The 15,801-nt window shown below is 72.6% G+C and carries 14 protein-coding genes; 12 read left to right on the top strand and 2 right to left on the bottom strand.

What is annotated here, in order from left to right; translation table 11 throughout:
- The 7 genes from ACILR4_RS23945 to ACILR4_RS23915 all read left to right on the top strand — a co-directional run.
- The coding region (locus ACILR4_RS23945) for a thymidine phosphorylase (protein WP_395703402.1) at positions 1-952 on the top strand (952 nt) is incomplete at its 5' end.
- Positions 953-1,092: 140 nt separating this feature from the next.
- Positions 1,093-1,977 (top strand): alpha/beta fold hydrolase, encoded by an 885-nt coding sequence (locus ACILR4_RS23940; RefSeq protein ID WP_395703401.1) that lies wholly within the window; start codon positions 1,093-1,095, stop codon positions 1,975-1,977.
- A gap of 56 nt (positions 1,978-2,033) precedes the next feature.
- Entirely contained in the window at positions 2,034-3,233 is a 1,200-nt protein-coding gene (locus ACILR4_RS23935; RefSeq protein ID WP_395703400.1) for a beta-ketoacyl-[acyl-carrier-protein] synthase family protein, read from the top strand.
- Positions 3,230-4,027, top strand: coding sequence for a beta-ketoacyl synthase chain length factor (locus ACILR4_RS23930; protein ID WP_395703399.1), 798 nt, complete (start codon positions 3,230-3,232; stop codon positions 4,025-4,027). The genes ACILR4_RS23935 and ACILR4_RS23930 overlap by 4 nt, the downstream gene beginning before the upstream one ends.
- Positions 4,028-4,043: 16 nt before the next feature.
- Positions 4,044-5,708, top strand: coding sequence for an NAD(P)/FAD-dependent oxidoreductase (locus ACILR4_RS23925; protein ID WP_395703398.1), 1,665 nt, complete (start codon positions 4,044-4,046; stop codon positions 5,706-5,708).
- 49 nt (positions 5,709-5,757) lie between these two features.
- Positions 5,758-7,251, top strand: coding sequence for a type VI secretion system contractile sheath domain-containing protein (locus ACILR4_RS23920; RefSeq protein WP_395703397.1), 1,494 nt, complete (start codon positions 5,758-5,760; stop codon positions 7,249-7,251).
- Complete coding sequence (locus ACILR4_RS23915; RefSeq protein ID WP_395703404.1) at positions 7,248-8,114, top strand: aldo/keto reductase; 867 nt, start codon at positions 7,248-7,250, stop codon at positions 8,112-8,114. Before ACILR4_RS23920 ends, ACILR4_RS23915 begins: the two co-directional genes overlap by 4 nt.
- Here ACILR4_RS23915 and ACILR4_RS23910 read toward each other — a convergent pair whose 3' ends face one another.
- Positions 8,115-9,008 (bottom strand): dienelactone hydrolase family protein, encoded by an 894-nt coding sequence (locus ACILR4_RS23910; protein WP_395703396.1) that lies wholly within the window; start codon positions 9,006-9,008, stop codon positions 8,115-8,117.
- A gap of 94 nt (positions 9,009-9,102) precedes the next feature.
- Here ACILR4_RS23910 and ACILR4_RS23905 point away from each other — a divergent pair, with 94 nt between their 5' ends.
- The 3 genes from ACILR4_RS23905 to ACILR4_RS23895 all read left to right on the top strand — a co-directional run bounded on the left by ACILR4_RS23905 (position 9,103) and on the right by ACILR4_RS23895 (position 12,911).
- On the top strand, positions 9,103-10,050 hold the full coding sequence (locus ACILR4_RS23905) for a LysR family transcriptional regulator (RefSeq protein WP_395703395.1): 948 nt from the start codon (positions 9,103-9,105) through the stop codon (positions 10,048-10,050).
- Between the two features lie 69 nt (positions 10,051-10,119).
- Positions 10,120-11,724 carry an ABC transporter substrate-binding protein gene (locus tag ACILR4_RS23900; protein ID WP_395703394.1) on the top strand — a complete coding sequence of 535 codons (1,605 nt, stop codon included), beginning with the start codon at positions 10,120-10,122 and terminating at the stop codon, positions 11,722-11,724.
- Between the two features lie 32 nt (positions 11,725-11,756).
- Positions 11,757-12,911, top strand: coding sequence for an ABC transporter substrate-binding protein (locus tag ACILR4_RS23895; protein WP_395703393.1), 1,155 nt, complete (start codon positions 11,757-11,759; stop codon positions 12,909-12,911).
- On the opposite strand, the gene ACILR4_RS23890 is transcribed toward ACILR4_RS23895, so the two are convergent.
- Positions 12,863-13,837, bottom strand: a complete 975-nt coding sequence (locus ACILR4_RS23890) for a LysR substrate-binding domain-containing protein (protein WP_395703392.1) — start codon at positions 13,835-13,837, stop codon at positions 12,863-12,865. The genes ACILR4_RS23895 and ACILR4_RS23890 overlap by 49 nt on opposite strands.
- Before the next feature lie 83 nt (positions 13,838-13,920).
- On the opposite strand from ACILR4_RS23890, the gene ACILR4_RS23885 reads away from it, so the two are divergent.
- Entirely contained in the window at positions 13,921-14,898 is a 978-nt protein-coding gene (locus ACILR4_RS23885) for an ABC transporter permease (RefSeq protein ID WP_395703391.1), read from the top strand.
- Between the two features lie 11 nt (positions 14,899-14,909).
- Complete coding sequence (locus ACILR4_RS23880) at positions 14,910-15,800, top strand: ABC transporter permease (protein WP_395703390.1); 891 nt, start codon at positions 14,910-14,912, stop codon at positions 15,798-15,800.
- Position 15,801: the final 1 nt, after the last annotated feature.

Below are 15,801 nucleotides of genomic sequence, written 5' to 3'. Positions count from 1 at the left end.
GCTGGACAAGCTGCAGGCGCTGCCCGGCTACGCCATCGACCCGCCGCGCGAGCAGCTGCTGCGTACCTTGCGCGATAGCGGCTGCGCCATCGTCGGCGCCAGCGCGCGGCTGGCGCCGGCCGACCGGCGGCTGTATGCGGTGCGCGACGTGACGGCCACGGTCGAGTCGGTGCCCTTGATCACCGCCAGCATCCTGAGCAAGAAGCTCTCGGCCGGCCTGCAGTCGCTGGTGATCGACGTCAAGGCCGGCAATGGCGCGTTCGCGCCGACGGTGGACGAGGCGCGCGCGCTGGCCACCAGCCTGGTGCAGGTGGCGCAGGCCGCCGGCCTGCCCACCGAGGCGCTGATCACCGACATGAACCAGCCGCTGGGCACCACCGCCGGCAACGCGCTGGAGCTGCAGGAGGCGCTGGACTTCCTGGACGGCCGCGCACGCGAGCCGCGGCTGACCGACGTGACGCTGGCGCTGGCCGCGCGCATGCTGCGGCTGTCGGGCCTGGCGCCGGACCTGGCGCAGGCCGAACGCCGTGCGCGCGAGGCCCTGGCCAGCGGCCGCGCAGCCGAGCACTTTGCGCGCATGGTGGCCGGCCTCGGCGGCCCGGCCGACGTGTTCAGCGCCGGCCGGCGCTTGCCCCCGGCGCCGGTGCAGCGCGTGCTGGCCGCGCCGCGCGACGGCGTGCTGGCGGCGATCGACACCCGCGCGCTGGGGTTGGCCGTCGTCGCGCTCGGCGGCGGCCGTCGGCAGGCGGCCGACACGGTCGATCCGCGTGTGGGTTTCAGCCACCTGCTGCCGCTGGGCACGCCGCTGCGCGCCGGCGACCCACTGCTGCACGTGCATGCCGCCAGCGAGGCCGCGGCCGACGAGGCGCTGGCCACTGCGCAGGCCGCCATCGCGCTGGCCGACGCCGCGCCGCCGCCGGCCCCGGTGGTGATCGAGGCGGTGACGCGGTAATCCGTCACGCCGCCCCTCGCCCGCGGGCCCCGGGCGAAACCATTGAAACCCCCACCACCGCGCCGCGGCCTGCGGCAACACCGGTTTGAAACGGCGGCGCGGGAAGCTGCAGCCCATCGCCGCTTCAACCAGGATCTGCCGTGACCGCTGCCGCTTTCCCGTTCGCTCCGCTGCCCGCGCTGGGCGCCCAAGACGCCGTCGTCTGCCTGCATTCGTCCACCGGCAGCGGCGCGCAATGGCGGCCGCTGCTGCAGGCGCTGGCCGGACATCCGAACCTGCTGGCCGTTGACCTGTTCGGCCACGGCAAGAGCCCGGCCTGGCCGGCCGATGCGCCCAACACGCTGGATGTCGACGCCGAAGCCGTTCGCCTGCGCCTGCACCAGCTGGACGAGGCCAGCGGCGGCACGCTGCGCGGCGTGCACCTGGTGGGCCATTCGTACGGCGCCGCGGTGGCGCTGCGCCTGGCGATGCTGCTGTCGCAGCGCCAGCCGCAGCGGGTGCTGTCGCTCACGCTGTACGAGCCGGTGGTGTTCGGCCTGCTGCCGGCCGGCAACGTGGAGCCGGCGCGGCACGAGATCGAGGACGTGGCCCGCGCGGTGGCCACGCTGGTGAAGGCCGGCGCGTTGACCGATGCGGCCCGCATCTTCGTCGGCTACTGGGGTGGACCGGCGGCCTGGGGCGCGATGAACGAGGCCCAGCAGGCCAGCGTGCGGCACCGCATCGGCACCGTGCCGCGCCACTTCGACGCGCTGTTCGCCGCCCGCTGGCAGTCGCGCGACCTGCAGCGCCTGCACACGCTGCCGGTGCTGCTGCTGCAGGGCAGCCGCACCCGCGCACCGGCCCGCCGCGTCGTCGAACAGCTGCTGGCGCTGCTGCCCCAGGCGCGCGCCGAGACCGTCGAGGGCGCCGGCCACCTCGGGCCGATCACCCATGCGCAGCCGGTGCTGCAGGCGATGCTGCGCCACCTGGGCGTGCTGCCGGCCGTGGCGGCCAACGCGGCGGCCGAGGCGGCCCTGGTGGCCTGAGCGGGCCGGCGGGCACTTATCATCCCGGCCGACCCGGCTGTTGACGCATTGCCTTGTTGCCCGCACCCATCACCCCGCTGCGCATCAGCGCCTACACCGCGACCACCGCCGTCGGCGCCGGGCTCGGCGCCCTGCGCGAGGCGCTGGCCGCCAACCGCAGCGGGTTGCGCGCCAACGATTTCGGCCCGCATCCGCTGGCCACCTGGATCGGCCGGGTCGAAGGCCTGGAAGACCACCCCCTGCCACCCGACTGGGCCGACTGGGACTGCCGCAACAACCGCCTGGCCTGGCGCGGCCTGCAGGCCGACGGCTTCGTGCACCAGGCGCTGGCCGCGCGCGAACGGCATGGCGCCGGGCGCGTCGCGCTGGTGCTGGGCACCTCCACCTCGAGCATCGGCGCCACCGAAGAGGCCTATCGCCGATTGGACGCGGCCAGCGCCTTCCAGCCCGAAGACCGGCTGCCGCGCCTGCACACGCCGCATTCGCTGGCGATGTTCGTGCACCAGGCGCTCGGGCTGGCGGGCCCCTGCGTCACCGTCTCCACCGCCTGCTCGTCCAGCGCCAAGGTGTTCGCCGAGGCCGAGCGGCTGATCCGGCTGGGCCTGGCCGATGCGACCATCGTCGGCGGCGTCGACACGCTGTGCGGCAGCGTGCTGTTCGGCTTCAACTCGCTGGAACTGGTGTCGCCCGAACCCTGCCGCCCCTTCGATGCCGACCGTCGCGGCATCAGCCTGGGCGAGGCGGCCGGCTTTGCGCTGCTGGAGCGTGCCAGCGGCGCGCCGGGCGAGCTGCAGCTGCTGGGCTATGGCGAGGCCAGCGACGCGCACCACATGTCCACGCCGCATCCGCAGGGCCTGGGCGCCGAGCGCGCGCTGGACGACGCACTGGCCCGCGCAGCCTTGCGCACCGACGACATCGACTACATCAACCTGCACGGCACGGCCAGCGACAAGAACGACGAGGTCGAGGCCGCGCTGGTGGCACGCCGCTTCGGCCCCGCGGTGCATGCCAGCTCGACCAAGGGCATGACCGGCCACACGCTGGGCGCGGCCGGCATCGTCGAGGCGGCCATCAGCCTGCTGGCGCTGCAGGCCGGGCTGCGTCCCGGCACGCCGAACACGCGCACGCTCGACCCCGTGTGCGGCCCGCAGATACGGCTGGCGCCCGAGCAGGCGCCGGTGCGCCGCGCGCTGAGCAACTCCTTCGGCTTCGGCGGCAACAACTGCGCGCTGATCTTCGGGCAGGTGGCCGGATGAGTTTCGGAGCCCTGGTCATCGAAGGCATCGGCTTCTGGGCGCCCACCTTGCCGGGCTGGGAGACGGCCCGCGCCGCCTTCCGCGGCGAGGCCGCGCCGGTGGATCCGCCAGCCAGGCGCCCGGCGCCGCAGCTGCTGGCGCCGGCCGAGCGCCGCCGCGCGCCCGACAGCGTGGCGCTGGCGCTGGAGGTGGCCGCCGCCGCGGTAGCGGCCTCCGGCCGCGCGCCGGCCACGCTGCCCAGCGTGTTCGTCTCGGCGCATGGCGACCTCGCGATCAACGACCACCTGTGCGGCATGCTGGTGAACACGCCGACGCTGGTCTCGCCGACCAAGTTCCACAACTCGGTGCTCAATGCCGCGGCCGGCTACTGGACCATGGGCACCGCCTGCCACGAGGCCAGCACCGCACTCACCGCCTTCGAGCACAGCTTCGCCAACGGCCTGCTGGCCGCGGCCACCCAGTGCCTGGCCGACCAGCGCCCGGTGCTGCTGGTGGGATTCGACGTGGCCGCGGTCGGCGCGCTCGGCTCGGTGACGCGCAGCACCGGCCTGCTGGCCGCGGCGCTGGTGCTATCGCCTGAAAAGAATGGCCATCCCCTGGCCCGCATCGACCTTTCGCTGCAGCCCGGCGGCGGCACGCCGCACGCCCCGGCCAGCGCCGCAGCGCAGGCGCTGGCCGGCAATGCGATGGCCGACGCGCTGCCGCTGTTCGAGGCGCTGGCGCAGGGCGGGGCGGCCACCCTGGCGCTGCCCCTGTCGGCACGGCAGACGCTGCAGCTGCAGCTGACTTCCTGACCCCTGGAGCGCGGCGATGATGGACACCCCGACCGAACGCTGCGACGTGCTGATCCTCGGCGGCGGCCTGGCCGGGCTGACGCTGGCCCTGCAGCTGAAGCAGCGCTTCCCGGCGCTCGCCATCGAGGTGATCGAGCGCCGCCGCCACCCGGTGCCCGAGGCGGCGTTCAAGGTCGGCGAGTCCACGGTCGAGATCGGCGCGCACTACTTTGCCGAGGTGCTGGGCCTGAAGGACCACCTCGACCAGCAGCAGATCCGCAAGTTCGGCTTCCGCTTCTTCTTCAGCGACCGCCGCCGCGACATCGACGCCGTCACCGAGATCGGCGTGCGGCGCCCGCTGGCCGTGCCCAGCTGGCAGATCGACCGCGGCATCTTCGAGAACTTCCTGGCCACCGAGGTGCAGGCCCGCGGCATGCGCTTCCACGACGGCGCACGCGTCACCCGGCTGGCGCTGGACGAGCACGGCACCGCGCCGCACCGCGTGCACTGGCAGCAGGGCGACAGCGGGCACATCACCGAGCGCACGACCGAGGCGCGCTGGCTGGTCGACGCCAGCGGCCGCGTCGGCCTGGTCAAGCGCCAGCTCGGCCTGGCGCAGGACAACGCGCATCCGTGCCATGCGGTGTGGTTCCGCGTCGCGCACCGCATCCCGGTCGACGACTGGGGCGGAGCCGACTGGCGCGCGCAGTGCACGCCGCCCGAGCGCTGGCGCTCGACCAATCACCTGGTGGGCACCGGCTACTGGGTGTGGCTGATCCCGCTGTCCTCGGGCTCGCATTCGGTGGGCATCGTCGCCGACCCGCGGCACCATCCGCTGGAGCGCATGGACAGCTTCGACAAGGCGATGGACTGGCTGCGCGAACACCAGCCCCGCCTGTTCGACGAACTCGACCCGCGCCGCGAGACGCTGCAGGACTTCGCGTTCTTCCGCAAGTTCTCCTACGGCTGCCGCCAGGTGTTCTCGGGCCGGCGCTGGGCGCTCACCGGCGAGGCCGGGCTGTTCCTCGACCCGTTCTATTCGCCGGGCAGCGACTTCATCGGCATTGCCAACACGCTGATCACCGAGCTGGTGGCGCTGGACCAGGCCGGCCAGCCGCTGGGCGCGCATGCCAGCCTGTACGACCAGCTGTTCCACTCATTCTACGACAACACCCTGTCGCTGTACCAGGACCAGTACGCGCTGTTCGGCCAGCCCGAGGTGCTGCCGGTGAAGGTGATCTGGGACTACAGCTACTACTGGGGCCTGCTCGGCCAGCTGTTCGTGCAGCATCGCATCGCCGACCTGAAGCTGCTGAGCAGCTTGCGCGACGAACTGGCGCTGTGCCAGCGCCTGAACCGCGCGGTGCAGGCGCTGCTGCGCGCCTGGGGCGAAGCCGCCGTGGACGACCCCAACCCACCGCGCATGCTGGACCAGTCCAGCCTGCCGTGGTTCGCCGCGCTCAACGCCAGCCTGAACGACGCACGGCTCGACGACGACGCGCTGCGCCAGCGCCTGCGCGACAACACGCAGCTGCTGCGCGAACTGGCCGCCGAGATCGCCGACCGCGTGGCCGCGCTGCAGCCGCAGGTCGATGTGGCGCCGCTGCGCTCGCTGATCGGGCCGCTGCCGGACGGCGTGCCGGTGCGGCTGTTCCCGTTGGCGGCGGCCGCGATGCCCCCTGCGATGGCGAACACCGCCTGACCGGCTGGCGCCACAATCGTCGGGCCCTTCACCGCACAGGACGCCCACGATGAGCTTGAGCTTCAACTTCGGCCGCTTCCCGCTGGGCCAGCCGGCGCGCCGCCGTGACGATGACGACGACTGCTTCCGCATCCTGCTGCTGGGCGACTTCTCCGGTCGCGGCCTGCGCGGCGAGCACCGCAGCCGCGAGGCGCTGAAGGCCGCGAAGCTGCGGCTGCTGGACGTCGACACGCTGGACGCGGTGGTCGCTTCGTTCGCGACCACGCTGTCGCTGCCGCTGGGGCCGGCCGGCGGCCACCTCAGCCTGGCCTTGAAGGGGCTGGACGACCTGCACCCCGATGCGCTGTACGACCAGTTGCCCTTGTTCGACGAGCTGGCCAGCCTGCGCCAGCGGCTGGCGAACCCCGCCACGTCGGCGGCCGCGGCGGCCGAGGTGCGGCAATGGCCGGCGGCAGCCGCGCTGCGGGCCGGCGCGCCGGCACCCGCGGCCGACACGCTGCCGGCCGGCGCCGAGCTGGCCGACTTCGCGCGCCTGCTCGGCCATGCGCCGGGCGCGGCGGCGGCCGCCCCGCCGCCCAGCCCGATCGACGCGCTGATCCGCCAGGCCATCGCGCCCTACCTGGTCGAGGCCGGCGCGCCGGATGCGAAGGCGCTCATCGGCATCGTCGACCAGGCCTTGTCGGCCACGATGCGCGCGCTGCTGCAGCAGCCCGATTTCCAGGCCATCGAGGTGGCCTGGCGCACGCTGGACTTTGCCGCGCGCCGCATCGAGACCGACGAAACGCTGAAGCTGCTGGTGCTGGACCTGAGCGCCGAGGAGTTCGCCGCCGACCTGAGCGCCGGCGACCAGCTGGAGGACAGCGCGCTGTACCAGCTGCTGGTGGCGCAGCCGGCGCTGAACGGCAAGCCGCTGTCGGCGCTGGTCGGGCAATACGGCTTCGAGCTCAGCGCCTCGCATGCCGAGCTGCTGGGCCGCATCGGCGCCATCGCCGCGCGCGCCGGGGCGCCCTTCATCGGCGCGATCGGCCGCGGCGCGGTCGGCATCGAGGAAGACGCGCTCGAGCCGCGCGTGGCCGCCGCCTGGGCAGCGCTGCGTGCGCTGCCGGCCGCGCGGCACCTGATGCTGACCACGCCGCGCTGCCTGCTGCGCGCGCCCTACGGCCGGCGCGGCGAGAGCACCGAGCGCTTCGCGTTCGAGGAACTGGCGGCCCCGGCGCGCTCGGCGCCTCCGCTGCCCTTCGCGCCCGCGCCGCTGCTGGCCGCGGTGCTGCTGGCGCAGCATGTGCGCGAGAACGGACCGGACGAGGCCCCCGGCGCGCTGCTCAATGTCGAGGACATGGCGTGTTATCACGAGGTCGATGCCGACGGCGACCTGGTGGCCGTGCGCTGCACCGAGCTGCCGCTCACCGAACGCCTGGCCGCGCAGGTGCATGCGCTGGGCTTCACGCCGGTGCTCTCGCACAAGGGCCGGCCCGAGGCGCGGCTGGGCGGCTTTGCGTCGATCGCCGGCGGCGTGCTGGCCGGGCGCTGGTCGGGGGCCTGACGATGGCGGCCGCGCGCATCGCCTTGCCGGATGGCACCGCGTTGCCGCCGCTGGGCCTGGGCACCTGGCGCTTCGGCGAGCAGGCGGCACACCGGCGCGCCGAAGTGGCCGCGCTGCGCGAGGCCTTCGAGATCGGCTACCGCCTGATCGACACGGCCGAGATGTACGGCGAAGGCGGTGCCGAGACGGTGCTCGGCCAGGCGCTGGCCGAGGCTTGGCGCGCCGGCGCACTGAAGCGCGAGGACCTCTTCATCGTCAGCAAGGTCTACCCGCACAACGCCAGCCGCGACGGCACCGTGGCGGCCTGCGAGCGCAGCCTGAAGCGCCTGGGCCTGGATCACCTCGACCTGTACCTGCTGCACTGGCGCGGCCAGCACCCGCTGGCGCACACGGTGGCCGGCATGCAGGCGCTGCAGGCGGCCGGCCGCATCCGCCACTGGGGCGTCAGCAACCTCGACACCGACGACATGCAGGAATTGTTCGCGGCCGGCGGCCAGGCCTGCGCCTGCAACCAGGTCTACTACTCGCCCAGCGAGCGCGACGTCGAGGCCAGCCTGCTGCCCTGGCTGCGCGAGCGCCGCATCCCGCTGATGGCCTACAGCCCGATCGACCAGGGCGCCCTGGGCGACGACGACACGCTGGCCGCCATCGGCGCACGCCACGGCGGCGCCAGCGCCGCACAGGTGGCGCTGGCCTGGCTGATGGCGCAGGGCGGCGTGCTGCCGATCCCGAAGGCCGGCAGCGCCGCGCACTTGCGCGAGAACTTCGCGGCCATCGACCTGCGGCTGACCGACGACGACCGGCGCGCCATCGACGCCCGCTTCCCGCCGCCGCGGCGCAAGCGGCCGCTGGCGATGATCTGATCAACCGGGCAGCAGCACCCGGCGCACGAAGGCCGCCGTCACGTCGCGCGCGGCCGGCAGGTTGATCAGCGTGTGCGGCGCCTGCGGCAGCAGCACGACCTGCGCCTGCGGGTTGGCCTTGAAGGCCTCGGCGCAATGGCCCTCGGCACGCGGGTTGCCGAGCCAGGGATTGGCCGGCGAGAAATACGGGTCGCTGCGGCTGATGACGTTCAGCACCGGCCGGCCCGGCGTGGCCTGCGTGGCCGCTGACTTCACGAAATAGTTGTCCTCGCAGCTCCACGAGAAGATCATGCGGCCGGCAAAGCCGCTGCCGTCATGCCGCGCCACCGCAGTGGCACCTTCGCTGGTGCCGGCCAGCAGCAGCCGGCCGGCGTCGGCCCAGGGCGCCTCGCCCAGCGCCTTCAGCGCCAGCGCGATCTCCGAGCCGCGCAGCGCATGGATGCGCTCGTAGGTGTCGGTGTCCACCGGCGAGGTGTAGGTCACCCGGTCCGGCAGCGCGAACGAATCGGGCGCCACGCTCGCCACGCCCATCCCGGCCAGCCAGCGCTGCCAGTCCTCGATGGCCTTCAGCCCCAGGCCCGACGAGCCATGCAGGAACACCACCACAGGCACGCGCAGGCCGGGCTGCGGCTTCGGCGCGTCCTGCCAGCGGCCGACGAAGACGGCGCCGCCGGTCAGCGCCGCGGGCCAGGCCACCTGCGCGCGCTGGATCACCGCGGCGGCGGACGCGGCATCGTGCACCGTGGCATGGCCCTTGATGGCGCCGGTGGGGGTCTGCGCCTGCGCCGGCGCCTGGGTCTGCGCATGCAGCGCCGGGCCGGCCAGCAGCAGCACCAGCGCGGCGGCGCCGCAGCGGCGGCGGGTGATCGTCGGGAGAACGGCAGGGCGGGTCATGGCGGACGAGGGGTCGGGCGGCGATGGCGGCACTGTAGGCAGGCGGCGCCAGAAACACCATTGCATTGATCGCAGAGATTCATAAACTCGCTGCATGAATCTGTCCCAGCGCCAGCTGCGCCTGTTCGTCGTCTGCGCCGAGCGGTTGAACCTCTCGCGCGCGGCCGAGGCGCTGCACCTGAGCCAGCCCGCGCTCACCCGCGCGCTGCAGGAGTTCGAGTCGCAGCTGGGCGTCACGCTGTTCCACCGCAGCACGCGCCGCATCAGCCTGACGGCCGACGGCGAACGCCTGCTGCCGCAGGCCCAGCGCCTGCTGCACGACCTGGAACACCTGGCCGGCGAGGCACGCGAACGCGCCGCCGGCATCTCGGGCCAGGTGCAGCTGGCGGTGGGCCAGGCCTTCGGCTGCACGGTGCTGGCGCAGGCGCTGCGGCCCTTCGCAGCCAGCCATCCGCGGGTGCGGGTGACGGTGGTCGATGCCAACAGTGCCGAGATCACCCGCCGCGTCGCCGAGGCGCAGGCCGATCTCGGCATCGGCACGCCGCTGGGCGATGTCGAGCGGCTCGACTGCCAGCCGCTGCTGCACGCGCCGATCGGCGTGCTGCACCACCCGGCGCTGATCCGCCTGCGCGCGCCGCTCACCGCCGCACAGCTCGAAGCCCTGCCACTGCTGAAGGAGCCGGAGGACACCAGCATCGCGCAGGCGCTGCGCGCGCGGGGCTCGGGCCTGGTGGCGCGCATGGCCGGCGGCACCGAGGTCAGCAGCCTGGCGCTGCAGCTGGCCTTTGCACAGGCCGGCGCCGGCGTGGCGGTGGTCTCGGCGCTGGGCGCCTCGCACCCGGCCGCGGCCGGCCTGCGCTTCGTGCCGCTGCAGCCGCCGGTCGAGCGCACGGTGTTCCTGATGCGCCGGCGCGACCGCGTGCTGGCACCGCCGGCGCTGGCCTTGATCGAGGCGCTGCGCGCGGCGCTGGAAGGCGCCACGCTGCACCGCGCGGTGCGGCGCGCCGTCCATTCCAAACCGGAATGCGCTGCAGAGAATTGATCGTTTGAGCTCGCGGGCGGGCTTGCCGAGACTGATGCCATGTCAGTCACGCACAGCCTGGAGTCCCCGATGTCTCTCGTCCCTGTTCTTGCCCCGGTCCTTGCCCGGCCCCGTGCGGCCCTGGTCGCCATCACCCTGGCCCTGGCCGCACTGACGGCCGCGGCACAGACGGTCGCCATTGGCGTCGGCGCCGACGTCACCTCGGCCGATCCGCACTACCACCTCTACTCGCCGAACCAGAACATCGCGGACCACGTGTTCGATCGCCTGATCGAGCGCGCCGACAACCTGCGCATGGTGCCGGGGCTGGCCTTGTCGTGGCGCGCGATCGACGAGCTGAACTGGGAATTCAAGCTGCGGCCGAACGTGCTGTTCCACGACGGCACGCCGTTCACGGCCGAGGACGTGGTGTTCTCGATCGAGCGCGTCGGGCAGATCAAGGACAGCCCGGGGCCGTTCACCCCCTACACCAAGGAGATCGCCGCGGTGCAGGCGGTCGACCCGCTGACGCTGCGCATCAGGACCACGCATCCGCATCCGCTGCTGCCGAATGACCTGTCGGTGATCAGCATCGTCTCGAAGAAGGCCGCCAGCGGGGCGACCAGCGCCGACTTCAACAGCGGCAAGGCCGCCATCGGCACCGGACCGTACAAGCTGGCCCGCTTCACGCGCGGCGACCGGGTCGAGCTGGTGCGCAACGAAGCCTACTGGGGCCGCAAGCCCTCGGCCGAGAAGCTCGTCTTCAAGGTGCTGACCAACGACGCCGCGCGTGTCGCGGCGCTGCTGTCGGGCGACGTTCAGGCCATCGACGCGGTGCCGGTCACCGATGTGAAGAAGCTCGCGGCGAACCCGGACATCACGGTGCTGCAGCGCGCCGGCACGCGGCTGATGTACCTGTACCTCGACGTCGGCCGCGAGGTGACGCCCTTCGTCACCGACAAGGACGGCAAGCCGCTGCCGCACAACCCGCTGAAGGACCTGCGCGTGCGGCAGGCGCTGTCCAGGGCCATCGACCGCGAGCTGATCCGTACGCAGGTGATGGAGGGCGCCTCGCGGCCGAGCGGCCAGCTGATGATCTCCGGCTTGCCGGGCTACGTGGCCGGGCTGGAGGCGCCGGCGGCCGACATCCCGGGCGCGAAGAAGCTGCTGGCCGAGGCCGGCTACGCCCAGGGATTTGCGCTCACTTTGCATGGTACGAACAACCGCTATGTGCAGGACGACCAGATCCTGCAGGCACTGGCGCAGATGTGGAGCCGCATCGGCCTGAGCGTGAAGGTCGAGGCCCAGCCCGCGGCCGTGTTCTTCCCGCGCAACAACCGCGGCGACTATTCGGTGTCGATGAGCGGCTGGGTGCCCGATTCGGCCGATGCCTCGTCGCCGCTGCGGGCCTTCCTGGCCACGCGCAACAAGGACAAGGGCATGGGCACCTTCAATGCCGGCCAGTACAGCAATGCCAAGCTGGACCAGCTGCTGGAGCGCGCGCTGACCACCATCGACGATTCCCAGCGCGACAAGCTGCTGCAGCAGGCGGTGGAACTGGCGATGGCCGACGTGGCGGTGATCCCGCTGCACCACCAGGCCAACATCACCGCGGTGCGCAAGCCCATCCGCTACGGCGGCCGCACCGACGAGCGCATCTACGGCTTCGACTTCGTGCTGCAACCGCAACCCTGAGCGCGGCCCGCGCGTTCACCCCGGAGTCCACCATGCCAGCTCCCCGCCGACAGCTGCTGCAGGCCGCGCTGGCCCTCGGCATCGGTGCCACTGCCGGCGGCCAGCGGGCCGCGGCCGTGCCGGGCCGAGCCGAGCTCGTGCTGGGCCAGTCGGTGCCGCTGTCCGGCCCGTTTGCCGGGCTGGGCCGGCAGTACCGTGACGGCACGCGGCTCGCACTGGACGAGGCCAATGCGCAGGGCGGCATCGGCGGCCGCCCACTGCGGCTGGTGACGCTGGACGACGGCTACGTGGCGGCGCAGGCCGCGGCCAATGCCCGCGCGCTGATCGAGCAGCACCAGGCCATCGGCTTGCTGAACCACATGTTCACGAACACGGTGCGCGCCAGCTGGCCGGTCGCGCGCGAGGCCGGGCTGCCCTATGTCGGCCCCTACACCGGCCATGCCGACTTCTACCGCGAGCGCCACGCGTTGCTGTACCTGACGCGCGCCAGCTTCGACGACGAGCTCGCGCGCATCCTCGACTACCTGGGCACCGTGGGCTATGCCCGCATCGGCGTGGCGCACTACGACAACCCGGTGGGCCTGGACTTCCTGCGCGATGCACGCGAAGGCCTGGCGCGGCGCCAACGCCCCGCGCCGACGGTGGCCGCGGCCATGCCGATCGGCGGCGCCGCACAGGCGGCCGCCACGGCGCTGGCTGCGCAGGCGCCCGATGCATTGCTGCTCGGCGTCTCGGGTGCCGATGCGGTGGCGTTGATCCGCGCGCTGCAGGCGCTGGGCGCGCGGCCCGCGTACTTCGCGCGCAGCCTGGTCGGTGCGCGGCAGCTGCACGACAGCCTGGGCGCGGCCGCGCGCGGGGTCGTCGTCTCGCAGCTGGTGCCCTCGCCCGCGCGCAGTGCCTTGCCGGTGATCGCGGACTACCGGCGCCTGCTGCTGCAGCGCCAGGCCCTGCAGCCGGCGCGGCCCGACTTCGTCGAGCTCGAAGGCTTCCTGAACGCGCGGCTGCTGCTGCACGCGCTGCGCACGATGAGCGGCGAACCCTCGCCGGCCGCGCTGGCCGCGGCGCTGGCGCGCGTCGGCCGCGTCGACCTGGGCGGCCATGTGCTGGACTTCAGCGCCGGGCGCCGCGTCGGCACGCGCTACGTCGAGCTTTCGATGCTGCGCTCGGACGGGAGCTTCGCCCAATGAATCCAGGCGGCATGCTCTTCGGTTTCGGCGCGGGCTTCGTCGATCAGCCAGGCGCGCAGCGCGGCCAGTGCCGGGTCGGCCTGCTTGTGCTGCGGAAAGACGAAGTAGTAGCCGCTGCGTCCGATCACGCCGGCGGCCAGCGGGTTCACCAGCACGCCGCGCTGCAGCTCGTCGGCCACGAACATGCGCGGCACCAGCGCCAGGCCCATGCCGGCCGCTGCCGCGCCGATGATGGTCGAGTAGAACTCGTAGCGGATGATCTGCGGCGCGGCCTCGAGCGCGATGTCGTGCGCGCTGAAGAATTCCTGCCAGGCCTGCGGCACCTGGAAGTGCTGCAGCAGCGGAAAGCGCAGCACTTCCCAGGCCTGCTGCGGATGCCCCAGCTTGTTCAGCAGCTCGGGCGCGGCCACCAGCAGCAGCTCGCGGCCGAACAGGTAGTCGGCCGCGCAGCCGGGCCAGGCGCCTTCGCCGAAGCGGAACTCGCCATCGGCCTGCACCTGGTCCTGCCCGTCGCGCGAGAGCAGGCTGGTGAACTGCACGTCGAGCTCGGGATGCGCCTGCGCGAAGCGGTTGAAGCGCGGCAGCAGCCAGCGGTCGCCGACGATCGCGACGATGCGCAAGGTCAGCGTGGTGCGCGAGGCGCGGCGCGTGGCCAGCTTCACCGCCGCGGCCTCCAGCTGCTGCAGCGCGGGGCGGATGTCGTCGAGGTACCAGCGGCCCAGCTCGGTGAGCACCAGGCCGCGGTTGATGCGCACGAACAGCGTGACGCCCAGGCTGTCTTCGAGCGACTTGATCTGCTTGGACACCGCGCTCTGCGTCAGGCACAGCTCGTCAGCCGCCTCGGTGAAGCTGCCGTGCCGCGCGGCGGCCTCGAACACGCGCAGCGCGGTGGTCGAGGGGATCACGGGGCGGGCGCGCTGGCTCATGAGGGAACGGGGACGACGGCAGACGCCGGGACTATAGGGCGCCGGTCATCGATGTGTCACCGGTTGAAAACGCGGAGAAGCGCATGAAGTTGGTGTTGTTACGGCGCGTGCTGCAAAGCGCGCTGGTGTTGCTGGCGATGTCGGTGCTGGTGTTTGCCGGCATCTTCGCGGTGGGCAATCCGGTCGATGTGCTGATCAGCCCGCAGGCCGACCAGGCCGAGATCGAGCAGGTGACGCGTTCACTGGGCCTCGATCGCCCGCTGTGGGAGCAGTACGCGCGCTTCCTCAGCCATGCGCTGCAGGGCGATCTGGGCCGCTCGTTCGTGCACGGCAGCAGCGCGCTAGGCCTGATCCTCGAGCGCCTGCCGGCCACGCTGGAGCTGGCGCTGGTGGCGATGGTGCTGGCGGTGCTGCTGGGCGTGCCGCTCGGGCTGTTCGCCGGGTTGAAGCCGGACAGCGCGGCCGGCCGTGCGGTGATGGCCGGCTCGATCGTCGGCTTCTCGCTGCCCACCTTCTGGGTCGGGCTGATGCTGGTGCTGCTGTTCTCGGTGCAGCTCGGATGGCTACCGTCCAATGGACGCGGCAGCACGGTGACGGTGCTCGGCGTGCCGCTGTCGGTGCTGACGGCCGACGGCTGGGCCCACCTGGTGATGCCGGCACTGAACCTGGCGCTGTTCAAGATCTCGCTGGTGATCCGGCTCACCGCCGCCGGCACGCGCGAGGCGATGCTGCAGGACTACGTGAAGTTCGCCCGCGCCAAGGGCCTGGCGCCGGCGCGCATCGTCGGCGTGCATGTGTTGAAGAACATCCTGGTGCCCATCGTCACGGTGATCGGGCTGGAGTTCGGCTCGCTGATCGCGTTCTCCGTCGTCACCGAGACCATCTACTCGTGGCCGGGCATGGGCAAGCTGCTGATCGATTCGATCAACCTGCTGGACCGCCCGGTCGTCGTCGCCTACCTGCTGGTGATCGTGCTGCTGTTCGTGCTGATCAACCTGGCGGTGGACCTGCTGTACTCGCTGCTCGACCCGCGCGTGCGGGTCGGCCATGCCAACGCCTGAAAGACGCGGCCATGATCCGATTCGATTCCCCGGCACGGGCCGCGCTGCGCAACTTCGCCGCCTCGAGCGTGGCGCTGGCCGCGCTGGCCGTGCTGCTGCTGCTGGCAGGCGCCGCGCTGCTGGCGCCCTGGCTCGCGGCGCAGAACCCCTACGACCTGACGCAGCTCGACCTGATGGACGCGCGTCAGCCGCCCGGTGCCGCCGCCGCCGGCCTGCCCGGCCACCACTACTGGCTGGGCACCGACGAGCAGGGCCGCGACATGGGCGCGGCCATCCTCTACGGCCTGCGCACCAGCCTGGTCGTCGGCCTGGCCAGCACCGCGCTGGCGTTGCTGATCGGCGTGCTGCTGGGCCTGGCCGCGGGCTACGCCGGCGGGCGGGTGGATGCGCTGCTGATGCGCATCGTCGACGTGCAGCTGTCGTTCCCGGCGATGCTGATCGCGCTGGTGCTGCTGGCCGCGCTGGGGCAGGGTCTGGGCAAGATCGTCAGCGCGCTGGTGGCGGTGCAATGGGCCTACTACGCCCGCACCACGCGCAGCGCGGCGCTGGTCGAGCGGCGCAAGGAATACATCGAGGCCGCGCGCATGCAGGGCCTGTCGCCGCTGCGCATCCTGCTCGGCCACCTGCTGCCGAACTGCCTGCCGCCGGTGCTGGTGGTGGCGGCGCTGCAGGTGGCCGCGGCGATCTCGCTGGAGGCCACGCTGTCCTTCCTGGGCCTGGGGCTGCCGATCACCGAGCCCTCGCTCGGCCTGCTGATCGCCAATGGCTTCCAGCACCTGATGTCCGGCCGCTACTGGATCAGCTTCTTCCCCGGCCTGGCGCTGCTGCTGCTGATCGTGTGCATCAACCTCGTCGCCGACCAAATGCGCGACGTCTTCAACCCCCGTTTGCAGAAGCAGTGAC

Origin of the sequence: Aquabacterium sp. (assembly GCF_044226965.1) — a bacterium.
Classification (GTDB): domain Bacteria; phylum Pseudomonadota; class Gammaproteobacteria; order Burkholderiales; family Burkholderiaceae_C; genus Pseudaquabacterium.
The sequence above is the reverse complement of the archived record's forward strand: the minus strand, read 5'-3'. Positions and strand labels throughout refer to the sequence as shown.